Genomic DNA, 12,138 nt, shown 5'->3' with positions numbered 1-12,138 from the left:
CAGTTCATTATAAAAATCTTAGATTTTTGTCTTGACAACTGAGCCACTATAGTTAAAGCGTCAGCGAGAGCTAGAAATATCGTTTTCTGATTTATCAGAACAGGATATGAAACAACTATCTGTAACAGATGATTATATGATTGACCATGATTTGTTTCAGGTGTTGGAATATGACATTGGCATAAAGGACGAGCTGTTAGGTGAAGCCTTAAGCAACTTGACTGATGAAAAGCGGGACATTATATTGTTGTCGTACTTCTTGGATATGACTGATAAAGAAATTGCAGAAGCCTTACATCTTGTACGAAGTACGGTTCAATACAAAAGAACAACTGCACTCAAAGAGTTAAAACGAAGATTGGAGGAAAAAGATAATGATGACGAAAAATAAATTAAAATCAGTGTATATTGGTAAAAAATTATTACCCTTTTCTGTTATTATGGAAGCTTCCAATGGAGATGTAGATGCGATCAACGATGTTCTAAAATATTACGAACCTTATATTTGCAAGCTTTCATTGCGATTAATTTATGATGAGGCAGGAAATTCATATGTAGTTGTTGACGAGTACATGCGTCGTAGGTTAGAAACAAAATTGATTACTAAATTATTAGATTTTAAAGTAGCCTAGAGTCCAAGGTCAAGGAAAGCAAAAGTCCAATTTTCTACTTTTCCTTGACTCACCATTATGAACTCATTAGGATAAGCATATTTAATCATATGTTTATGGAAAAGTAAATAGTCATTTGTTTGTATATTCTATATTACCATTAAAATAAGTCTGATTTCCTTTTAGGTTAATCGGACTTATTTTTTATGTTTCAATTTCTTTATTCTTGGCAAAACACTCACTTTAATTTGTAGTAATAGTGAAAGAAGGAAAGGGGTTATAGTGTTTACGACAATGATGATTTTAATATATAACCAGTTCTTTTTTCACTGACTGATATTTATGTATCTTTCAAAAATTGTTCTTTGATAAAGAAAGCATGGAAGATAACACCATGCAGTATATAGCGAAAATCAGATACGTTTTGTCAATGATTAGCCAATTAATAGGTACGCAATGACTTCTTATAGCAGGGTGAGCGATAAATGCCAATATTAAAAACTATCGTGGTGGGATAGCTGGTCATAACCCATTGACAAGATAATGATACTCCCTTATAGCCATAGTTCGAGCGTTTGAAGCGTCGTAAACAATGGGTAGGGCTGGATGAGAACCATGCAGGGGTGAAATTCCCGTGGCGCTGTTACCAGCAGCCATCTGATTTTTGAGGTTTTGTTGAAAAGTTTAGGAGGTTATAGAATGGCTGATTTGAAGGAATTAGAACAATTGCGTAATGAGGATAGGGTAGCAGAAGGGCAAAAGCTTGTAGATATTCAACATATCTCAATTGACACTAACTTACCTGTATCAGAGCGATTGAAAAAATATCTTGACGACATTAAAAATCCCTACTATTTTTCATGTGGTGATTTGGCTGTTCGTATATGCTTTTCAAGCGATGGTCATGAATTATCTACGCATTTGAAAGAATATTTTTTGAACTGTAACCGCTAACAAATTGTAAAAACGATGGTATAATATAACTGTGGTTATAGAGGATAGGAGGAACATGCCACGAGGTAGAAAAAATAAGAACGAGCAAAATCGGAAATTATGGAAAGTTGCTGTCTACATCCGTTTATCTAGGGATGACGGAAATGATGAAAGTTTAAGTGTTTTGAATCAGCGAAAGATCATTCAGGACTATCTGGAAAATTCTTTTGATGGAGAATATGAAATTGTCGATTACTATATAGATGATGGACAATCTGGGACAACAGATTATGAAAGAGTCGCTTTTCAACGAATGATTCAAGATGTGGAAGCAGGTGTCATTAACTGTGTTATTTGTAAAACACTTGCTAGAGCATTTAGAAATTACTCCGACCAAGGTTATTTTTTAGAAAGAATATTTCCATTGTATGGTGTTCGCTTTATCAGTTTAGGTGATCCGTCGATTGATACTTTTCTAAATCCAGAAGTAACACATGGGATGGAAGTTCCTATTAGTGGGATAATGAACGATCGTTATGCAGCTAGAACATCCAATGATATTCGGAGAACCTTTGACTTGAAGCGTCGAAAGGGTGAATTTATTAGTGCATTTGCTCCTTATGGATATAAGAAAAATCCAGAAAATAAGAATCATTTAATCATTGATGAAGAAGCTGCAAAAGTTGTTCGAGATATTTTTCACTGGTTTGTTTATGAAGGAATGAGTAAGCTCGGAATCGTTAAACGTTTGAATGCATTAGGAGTTCTATCACCAACAAGATATAAACTAAGTAAAGGATCTAAATTTAAGGCACCCCAACTTAGCAAAAGTGATGGCTTGTGGAGTATAAATACAATATATACAATTCTAAAAAATAAAATATATATTGGTACAATGGTACAAGGCAAAGAACGCATCATCAGTTATAAGGTTCATGATCGGATTCGTATACCAGAAGAAGAATGGTATATTGTTGAAAATACCCATGAACCAATTATTGATAAAGATACCTTTGAAAAAGCTCAAATTTTAGGACGTAGAGATACGCGAACAGCTCCAGCAGAGAAGCGAGTTTATCTTTTTTCGGGCTTTCTTCGTTGTTCAGATTGTGGTAGGAGTATGAATCGGAAATCAAGTCGAAAAAAAACAAAGTCTGGCGTGAAAGAATATGTTTATTATGTTTGTTCTACCTATGCCTTGAAAAGTAAGGAACGTTGTACGATTCATTCAATTAAGATGGAAGATTTAGAAAAAGCAGTTTTACAAACTATCCAAGTGCAGATTGCTCTGGTAGAGGATATGGCTTCCATTATTAAAGAAATTAATATAGATCCAGTAGTTGAAATTCATTCTAAGCAACTAGAGATATCAAAACAAGCCAAACAACAGGAACTAGAAAAAAGAATTAATGTTATTGATAACTTGTATTTGGATTGGAAGTCTGGTGATATCACGAAAGAAGAATATTTTCGAATGAAAGCCAAATTTGAACATCAAGTAGAAGATTTAAAACAAACTATTCAGAATATAGAAATAGAAATCGGTACAAAGCAACAAAATAATGGTGTTACTGATTCATATCTTAAAAGGTTTTGTAAACATAAAAACATTCAATCTCTTGATCGTGGATTATTATTAGATTTAGTCGATAAGATTTATATTCATGAGAACAAAAAGATAACTATTCAATTTAATTTTGCAGATCAGCACAAGCGAATTTTAGAATTTATTAAAGAAAGACAGGAACAACAAACGGCAGTACAAAGCTAGGTAATATGATTATTTGACTTAGGAGTATATCTACTTTTTATTTTCTTCTATAAATACATGCACCCAATGGTGCAGGAAAATCTACTATGCTAAAAATGATAACAGGGATTATGACACCAAACTCTGGAGAAATATTATTTGAAAATCGTCCATGGAGTAGGGCAGATTTAAAAGATATTGGAGCATTAATTGAGAGTCCCGCTGTATATCCAAATTTAACAGCTATGGAGAACCTAAAAGTTGCTTGTACATTGTATGGTCTCTCTGATACTAGAGCAGAAGAAGTCTTAAATATAATTGATCTTGAAAACGTAGGAAAGAAGAAAGTAAAGAATTTTTCCATGGGAATGAAACAGAGGCTAGGTATTGGTATTGCTATTATCAATAAACCCAAACTATTAATCTTAGATGAGCCTACAAATGGATTAGATCCCATTGGCATAGAAGAATTAAGAAAGTTAATTAGATCTTTTCCTCCTCAAGGAATGACAGTAATCTTATCGAGTCATATTCTATCAGAAGTAGCACAAGTAGCTGATGAAATAGGAATTATATCCAACGGCATTATTGGACATACAGGCAAAATAAATAAGAAGGATGATCTTGAAAAAATATTTATGGATATTGTACGAAGAAATAGAGGTACAAGACAATGAGGGATATTATTAGAGCAGAATTTTTAAAAAGTAAAAGAACAACTGTAAATAAGTTTGCTATAATAACACCTCTGTTTACACTTTTATTATGTACATTATGGGGTGGAGGTCAAAATGGAGCGTATAATTGGTGGTATGTAATGTTTCTTCCAGGGATGTTAGCGATTATTTCTGCCCAGATAATTACAAGGGAGAAGGATATTTCCTATAAAGGAGTGTCTTTATATCCACAAGATAAAGGTACAGTTTGGTTCGGAAAAATACTCTATATTAGTATTCTATTTGTATTCTCTAGTGTGATCTTTATGGTAGGGATTCATGGTATTGGTCTTATATTTGAATCAATTATCCCATTAAAATCAAATATTCTTGCAACAGTGATATTAATACTAACATTCTTATTTAATATACCACTTAGCATGTTTTTGACGGTACAATTTAATATGTTTGTTGCCGTTCTCTTTAATATAGCTATGACAATGATTGGAGTACTATCCTTCGATACAACTTCAATATTGAAATTTTTTCCATATAGGACATCATCCGCATTAATGGCTCCAGTTCTTCATATTTTACCTAATGGTCTTCCAGTATCAGAAAGCAGTCTTCACCTAAACGGAGATATGGTTATAAGAGATACTGTGATTAGTATTATTATTTTTATTATATTAACTATTTTGACATCCCTGTGGTTTAGGAAAAGAGAGGCAATTTAAAATGCTACAGTTAGAAAAACTCCTAAAAGCTGATATAATGAAATTAAAATCTACTCAGATTGTGTGGATGCACTTATACATACCTATTTTAGGACTGATACTATTTTTAAGTTATTATTTATACTCTCCCTGGGACAGTATGAGTAAAATTTCGGCATATTTACAAGTATTATGTATGATTTTTCCCATATTAATCGGGATAATTACTTCAATGATGGCCGATCAAGAGTATGTGGCAGGATGTTATAGAAATCTTTTGGCAAGCTCAGAAACAAGGTGTTTATCATTTTTAAGCAAACTTATTTTAGTGCTGGCATTTGGAGCGCTTAGTACAATTATAGCCGTTTTAGGTTTTTATATAGGGTATACCTTTATAGAGGACATAATATTTCCTTTTACTATGTATTTAAAGGTTGCGGGAGTATTAATATGTAGTAATATTTTTTTATATATTTTGCATTTCTTTTTAAGTTTAAGATTCTCGAAGGGGATTTCCATTGGGATAGGAATTGTAGAATCCCTTATATCAGCATTGTTTTTAACAGGCATGGGAGATGGCAGATGGCCCTTTTTACCTAGTTCATGGAGTATCAGATTTATTAGCTCTTTACTTATGAAATATCAAGATAGTGGTGGCGCTTTTAGAGACCCAGCTTTAACCTTAGGAATCATGATATCTATTGTTGGAACAATACTATCTTTGATAATTATAGTAGCATGGTATACAAAGTGGGAAGGGGAAAAGTCAGAGGAATAGGAGAATTATTGTGGCGAATATTTTAGCTGTAGATGACGATAAATCCATTTTAGATTTAATTGAGAATGTACTAAATAAAAGTGGGCATTTTGTCAAAAAAATAAACGAGCCAGAAAAGGTTTTTCAAGAAAATTTAAGCTACTATCATCTCATAATATTAGACATAATGATGCCTAATATTGATGGTTTTCAATTATGCACTAGAATAAGAGGATCGGTCGATTCACCTATTTTATTTCTTACTGCAAAATCAGACGAAACAGATATCATTAAAGGATTGGGGTTAGGAGGAGATGATTTTTTGATGAAACCCTTCGGAGTTCAAGAACTCCGTGCAAGGGTAGATGCTCATATTAGGAGAGAACAACGAGAAAAAATCAACTCTGTAATTATTGATAATATTAGGTTTTCAATTTCCAGTAAAGAGTGTTTTGTATTAGATAATAAGGTACCACTTACAAAAAGTGAATATGAAATAAGTGAATACTTAGCTCTTAATCGAGGCAAGACATTTTCTAAGGAACAAATATTTGAAGTTGTTTTTGGATATGAGAGAGAGAGTAATTTAAGTGCAATTGTTGAACATATAAAAAACATACGAGCTAAGTTTACTCAATTTAAAGAAGAACCTATAAAGACAGTTTGGGGAATAGGGTATAAATGGGAATAAGAAAAAGTACAAAACTACGTACAACTTTTATTAAATATGTTGTATCCCTTGGTTTACTTATTATTATTTTAATATTAGTGAACTATTACTTGTTCATTGTAGCCTCCATTGGAGTTTATCCAGCAAATTATTCAGAAAAAATAATTCAAAGTAATTACGATGAGTTAAAGAATTTACCTAGGGTGACCATAGAACTATTGACTCCAATGTGTAATTTTGGTGTTTATTCTGAGGAAGGAGATTTTCTATATGGAAATTTTTCTTCTAAGGATATAAAAATAAACTGGGATAGATATCAACAAGGAAAAACATCAACAGGTTTAGAAAAGTATATAATAACGATTGATCGTGATGAGGGGATATTGATTATTACCTATCCTTTAACTGCGCAATATAGAAATGAAATTTTAAGGAGAACTTTACCTAATGCTGAGTTGACAATAGTGATTGTATTTTTTATTCAGCTTATAGCTTTGATCATTTTGTGGTCTAATCGATTTGCCAAAAAGGTTAATAATGAATTAAAAACCCTTCTAATACCAATGGCAAAAATACAAGAACAGAACTTAGATTTTAATGTAGGTACGAGTAATATAGAAGAAATCAGCATGGTTCTTAAAGGGATTGATAAGATGAAAAACTCATTAAAAAAGGCCCTAGAAGAACAATGGTCAGTAGAACAGCAAAAGAGAGAACAAATATCAGCTTTAGCACACGATATAAAAACGCCTTTAACGATAATTAAAGGGAATGTTGGATTACTTGGTGAAACAAATTTGACAAATGAGCAGAAATCTTATTGCGGTTATATTGAGGAAAGTAGTGAACACATGGAGGGATATCTAAAAAGTTTGCTGACTATTACAAAAAAAGAAATTGATTATCGTAAATCTGATGAAATCATCAGCGCTATGAAAACAACAAATTTTATAAGAAGCCAGGGAGAGGCTCTTGGAAAAATTTATGATCTCAATATGATATGGAACATAGATATTGAAGAAGATTTATATATACAAGGAAACAAAGATGAATTTGAAAGAGCATTGATGAACATTTTGTCAAACGCAGTAGAGTTTTCTTCAAAAAATTCTAGTGTTATTATTAATGGTTTTATTGATAATTCTTATCTCATTATCCAAGTAATAGACCAGGGGAATGGTTTTTCTAAAAAAATGCTAAAGTATGGAAAACAGCGATTTACAATGGATAATGATAGCAGAACCAAAACTGGACATCATGGATTAGGTTTATATATAGCAAACACCATTATTACAAAATATCATGGAGAACTTATATTATCCAACGATAAGAATGGTGGTGGGTCCGTTACAACTAAGATTCAAATTTTCCAAAGAGACATGTCGCTGAACCGCTGAGTTTGTCGCACAACAGAGTTACAAAAGCGAAAAGGAATATCGCTATTTTTTAGAAGAACTCGGTTATTGTTTGGGAATATATTGATAAAGGATTCATTTCCAATAGGGTGATTGCATTTGGCACATTAGGAGTGTTATGCTTCATGCCAACAATAAAGTATCAAAAAAGAATTTCTTTATTTTTAGGACATTCAAATATCGAAGAATAATAGATATACGATGAAAGAAAATCGCAGTTGAATATAAATATAGAATTAGAGGAGGAGAAAATGTACTACTCGATACATTACAAATCGACCGTTGGGGATATATTGCTTGCAAGTGATGAAGATAGTATTATTGGTCTGTGGATTGGCGAACAGAAATATATCGGAAACACAATGCCAAAAAATATTATCGAAAAAGATGATATTCCAATACTTAAAGAAGGTATAGCATGGTTAGATGATTATTTCACTGGTAAGAAACCAAAAATATCTAGGCTACCTCTTGCTCCTATAGGTGGTGAGTTTAGACAGCAGGTGTGGAAAATTCTCACTGAAATACCCTATGGTGAGCTGACAACATACGGTCATATGGCGAAAGAAGTTGCAAAACGCATAGGATGTCTGCTCAAGCTGTAGGTGGTGCTGTGGGACACAATCCCATATCTATCATTATACCTTGTCATCGTGTAGTAGGCACCAACGGAAGTCTGACCGGTTATGCAGGTGGAATTGAAAAAAAGGTAAAGCTACTAGAGCATGAAGGAGTGGATATGACTGGATTATTTGTGCCCCAAAAATAAAAAAGATGTACTTTATCTAATAAAAAGAATATTAAGGGAATTAAACGTGATCCATGAATAAAAAAATCTACTTTTATATCTATTATTTAACCACAATAGGATTAACAATCGTATAATGTATCGCAGCTAAATTAAAAAAGTGCCGAAATATGTAAAATAGGTGTTGATTTATTAAGAGATTTTAACTATGATAGAAATAATAAAATAAATTTTTGACAGTTTAATTACATCTAAGGGCAAACTTACCGAAAGGTAAGGACGCAAAGCTATGGGCCTAACCGACTTATTTGTCGCAAGGTAGCCAGTTGCATATTATAAACAAAACCCTTTTATCTAATTTTAAAAGGGATTTTTTTATTTTAACAAAAGGGGGAATTAACATGAGAAGTATTAAAATGAAATTAGTGGTTTATTTTTCTGCACTTATTTTATTTTCATCTGTAGCATTAGGAATCATTTCTATCAATAGCGCTAGTAAAATTGTTACAGTAGAAGCAGAAAAAGGTCTTATAACATCTGCTAATGATGGAGCAGTAGTAGTGCAGAACCGAATGGAAATTCAAAAAAGAACGCTAGAAGTACTTGCCCAATTAGGCGAAATCCAAAATATGGACTTAGAGGTTCAAGTTCCTATTTTGCAAAAACAAGTAGGAATTTCTGACTTTATTAATTTTGGAATCATGCAATTAGATGGAACCGTAACTTATACAGATGGAAGGACAATCAAGCTGCCAGAAACAGACCCTGTATGGAAAGCCTTAAAGGGCGATAAGAATGCGTTGAATTTTGGTATTAGCCCAGCCACAGGTGAAGTTGTTTTAATATATGCGACACCTATTGAAAGAGATGGAAAAATCGTAGGAGCACTTTTAGGCCGCCGAGATGGCAATGCCTTAAGTGATATTACAGATACGTTAAAATACGGCGAAACAGGTCAAGCCTATATAGTGGATAAAGAAGGGACAATTATTGCCTGTCCAGATCGAAATGTAGTAAGCAATCAAATTAATTCTATAAAGGCAGCAGAAGCCGATGAGAGTGAAAAGGCATCTGCGAAATTTCATAAGAAAGTGCTAGAAGAAAAAACAGGAGTAGCCAAGCATAAGGATAGCCAAGGGAAAGAATTATACTCGGCATATGATTCTATTGATAATACAGATTGGATTCTCATTATGAGCGCAGATGAAGAGGAAATATTAGCAGGAATACCATCACTAATGAGGACAATTATATTATTAACTATAGTGGCATTAGTAATAAGCATAATTATAATCTATCTTATCGGCAATACAATTACAAAGCCTATTATTGATGTAGCCACTCTTGGAAAAACCCTTGCTAATTTAGATCTTACCCAAAATGTTCCTGAGGCTGATTTGAAAAGCAAGGATGAAATTGGACAATTAGCAAAATCATTTCAAAGTATTATTGACAATCTTCGAATGATACTCAATGAAGTCAATGATTCTTCTGAGCAAGTAGCAGCAGCCTCTGAAGAATTAATGGCTAGCTCCGGACAATCTGCAACTACTGCTGAGGAAGTTACAAAAACCGTAGAAGAAATAGCAAAAGGTGCTGCAGAGCAAGCTCTTAACACAGAAGAAGGCTCAGCAAAAGCTACTAAACTAGGGGAAACTATAGAAAAAGACTCAAACTATATGAAAGATTTAAATATAAATACTCAAAGAGTTTCCACTGTAGTAGGCGAAGGTTTACAAGAGATTGAAGAATTAATCAAGATTACAGATGAAAGTGCACAAGCTACCGAGGAGATTCGTGGCATCATATTGCAAACGAATATTAGTTCAGATGAAATTGGAGAAGCCAGTAGCGTCATCAAGTCCATTGCAGATCAAACGAACCTATTAGCATTAAATGCAGCTATTGAAGCCGCAAGAGCTGGGGAAGCGGGAAGAGGTTTTGCAGTAGTAGCAGAAGAAATAAGGAAACTAGCAGAGCAATCCTCTGTATCTACTATGGCAATTGATAAGACCATATCTGAGCTTCAAACAAATGTTGAGAGCGCAGTAAAGTCAATAGATAGGGTATCTTTAATATTTGAAGAACAGTATACGAGCGTTCAAAGTAATAAAGATAAATACATAATGGTTGAAAAAGCGATGAATGACGCAATAAGTGCAGTTGAAAAACTAAATATCTCTAGTCAAGAAATGGAAGAAATGAAGAATGAGATCTTAGATACGTTACAGAATTTAACTGCCATTGCAGAAGAAAATTCTGCAGGTACAGAGGAAGCGTCTGCCTCTATGGAAGAGCAAACTGCATCTATTCAAGAAATAGCAGGTGCTAGTGAAGGTCTGGCAAACTTAGCACAAAATTTACAATCTATAATTCGAAAATTTACAATCTAGTAGGTACAAAGATGTACGAAAAACCGAAGGAATGTAAATAAATCGATGCTTTAGAAAAAGAATGGCTCTTTTCTGGTAGAAATTTAAACTAGTAAAGAGCCATTCTTTATGGTTATTGTAAGGAAGAATGAGGCAAGTAAATTGTTAACGTATTGAAAATACTGGAAGTAATTGATATAATTACAACAATTAGATAGTTAAGTGTTATGATTATTTAGATATTTTTTTGTCACGAATAGTGTCTTCTGTGAAAACGTGTTTAATGTGTAATAAAAAGAACGTGAAAGGAGTCATAATATGAAGAAGAATTATGAGATTTTAATAAGAGAATCTCAAGAAAGATGTAGGCAGTTTGCACTAAGAAGAGAACAAAAATACAGTAATAAAATAATTAGCGATGCCAATTTACAAAAGATTCTTATTAAAAACAGGGAAATGATTATGACTGCACTCCCATTTATAAATGAACTAATCAAATTTACAAAGGGCAGTGATTTCTTTGTCTTCTTAACGGACAGTGAAGGATGCATTCTAAATGCAATGGGAGATGAAAAAATTTTGACAGAGGCTTTTAGCCTTAAAATGATTCCAGGTGCATATATGAATGAAGAATGTATTGGGACAAATGCCATGTCTTGTGTTATTAAAACAGGAAATCCCGTACAACTCACTGGAGAAGACCACTATATTTACGCTTATCACAGGTGGACGTGTTCAGCGGCACCAATAAAAGACAGCCACGGCAATGTAATTGGAGTTGTCGATTTAACTGGGTATACAAAGAATGTACATCCTCATACTCTTGGAATTGTTGTCGCAGTAGCTAAAGCTATTGAAGAGATGATTGCTGTTAAAGCTCAAACGGAACAAGAAAAAAGAAAATACAATAGTATTAACAAAGTCCTTAATGCTATTAATGAGAGTATTATCACTTCAGATAAACATGGAAATATAAAAAGATATAACGATAAAGCTGCAGAAATGTTTGGAGAAAATAACAAATTAAAAGAGCATAATATCAATCAGATAATTGATGAATGGCATCAAGTAAAAGATATGCTCCTTATCAATAAAAACATAGTGAAAAAGGTTCATCTCACCTCATGTCAAGATATCTCATACGATTTAGAAGCAAATAAAATTTACAATGAGGACGAAGATCGTTTTGAAATAGTATATACTTTTAAGAAAAATGAAAGAGCAAATCATCATAAGGTAAATAAGTATAAGTATAATTTTGATAATATTATAGGGCAAGATAGAAATCTAATTAAAATAATTGAATATGCAAAAAAGATAGCAGATAGTAGTTCGACTGTTTTAATTATGGGTGAAAGCGGTACGGGAAAAGAATTATTTACCCAATCTATTTATAATTTTAGTTCTAGAAAGGATGCGCCCTTTATTGCAATAAACTGTGGAGCCATTCCTGAAGCTCTTATTGAATCCGAATTATTTGGATATGAGGAGATCGGAAGAGCACACGTCT

9 protein-coding genes, 2 pseudogenes and 1 riboswitch are annotated in these 12,138 nt (G+C 33.0%); all 11 genes and pseudogenes read left to right on the top strand.

What is annotated here, in order from left to right; translation table 11 throughout:
* Positions 1 to 106 precede the first annotated feature (106 nt).
* Positions 107 to 391 carry an RNA polymerase sigma factor gene (locus Q7P22_RS11100; RefSeq protein WP_303864153.1) on the top strand — a complete coding sequence of 95 codons (285 nt, stop codon included), beginning with the start codon at positions 107 to 109 and terminating at the stop codon, positions 389 to 391.
* Positions 378 to 632: a helix-turn-helix domain-containing protein gene (locus tag Q7P22_RS11095; RefSeq protein ID WP_303864155.1), complete on the top strand. Its 255-nt coding sequence runs from the start codon at positions 378 to 380 to the stop codon at positions 630 to 632. Before Q7P22_RS11100 ends, Q7P22_RS11095 begins: the two co-directional genes overlap by 14 nt.
* A 678-nt stretch (positions 633 to 1,310) precedes the next feature.
* On the top strand, positions 1,311 to 1,565 hold the full coding sequence (locus tag Q7P22_RS11090) for a DUF6870 family protein (RefSeq protein WP_303864151.1): 255 nt from the start codon (positions 1,311 to 1,313) through the stop codon (positions 1,563 to 1,565).
* 55 nt (positions 1,566 to 1,620) lie between these two features.
* Positions 1,621 to 3,315 carry a recombinase family protein gene (locus tag Q7P22_RS11085; protein WP_303864149.1) on the top strand — a complete coding sequence of 565 codons (1,695 nt, stop codon included), beginning with the start codon at positions 1,621 to 1,623 and terminating at the stop codon, positions 3,313 to 3,315.
* Positions 3,316 to 3,377: 62 nt separating this feature from the next.
* Positions 3,378 to 3,971, top strand: a pseudogene (locus Q7P22_RS11080) (lantibiotic protection ABC transporter ATP-binding subunit); the annotation flags it as partial.
* Positions 3,968 to 4,687, top strand: a complete 720-nt coding sequence (locus Q7P22_RS11075; protein WP_113920352.1) for a lantibiotic immunity ABC transporter MutE/EpiE family permease subunit — start codon at positions 3,968 to 3,970, stop codon at positions 4,685 to 4,687. The pseudogene Q7P22_RS11080 and the gene Q7P22_RS11075, both read left to right, overlap by 4 nt.
* Position 4,688: 1 nt before the next feature.
* A complete protein-coding gene (locus tag Q7P22_RS11070) occupies positions 4,689 to 5,444 on the top strand; it encodes a lantibiotic immunity ABC transporter MutG family permease subunit (RefSeq protein WP_113920351.1) in 756 nt (251 codons plus the stop codon).
* Between the two features lie 10 nt (positions 5,445 to 5,454).
* Positions 5,455 to 6,114: a response regulator transcription factor gene (locus Q7P22_RS11065; protein WP_113920350.1), complete on the top strand. Its 660-nt coding sequence runs from the start codon at positions 5,455 to 5,457 to the stop codon at positions 6,112 to 6,114.
* A complete protein-coding gene (locus tag Q7P22_RS11060; protein WP_303864145.1) occupies positions 6,105 to 7,490 on the top strand; it encodes a HAMP domain-containing sensor histidine kinase in 1,386 nt (461 codons plus the stop codon). The genes Q7P22_RS11065 and Q7P22_RS11060 overlap by 10 nt, the downstream gene beginning before the upstream one ends.
* A gap of 269 nt (positions 7,491 to 7,759) precedes the next feature.
* A pseudogene (locus tag Q7P22_RS11055) lies at positions 7,760 to 8,277 on the top strand (methylated-DNA--[protein]-cysteine S-methyltransferase).
* A 225-nt stretch (positions 8,278 to 8,502) separates the two neighbouring features.
* A riboswitch (cyclic di-GMP riboswitch) is annotated at positions 8,503 to 8,590 on the top strand.
* A gap of 67 nt (positions 8,591 to 8,657) precedes the next feature.
* Positions 8,658 to 10,649: a methyl-accepting chemotaxis protein gene (locus Q7P22_RS11050; RefSeq protein ID WP_303864143.1), complete on the top strand. Its 1,992-nt coding sequence runs from the start codon at positions 8,658 to 8,660 to the stop codon at positions 10,647 to 10,649.
* Positions 10,650 to 12,138 lie beyond the last annotated feature (1,489 nt).

Origin of the sequence: Alkalibaculum bacchi (assembly GCF_937875145.1) — a bacterium.
Classification (GTDB): Bacteria; Bacillota; Clostridia; order Eubacteriales; family Alkalibacteraceae; genus Alkalibaculum; species Alkalibaculum bacchi_A.
Note: the sequence above shows the minus strand (reverse complement) of the source record. Positions and strands in the feature narration are given on the sequence as shown.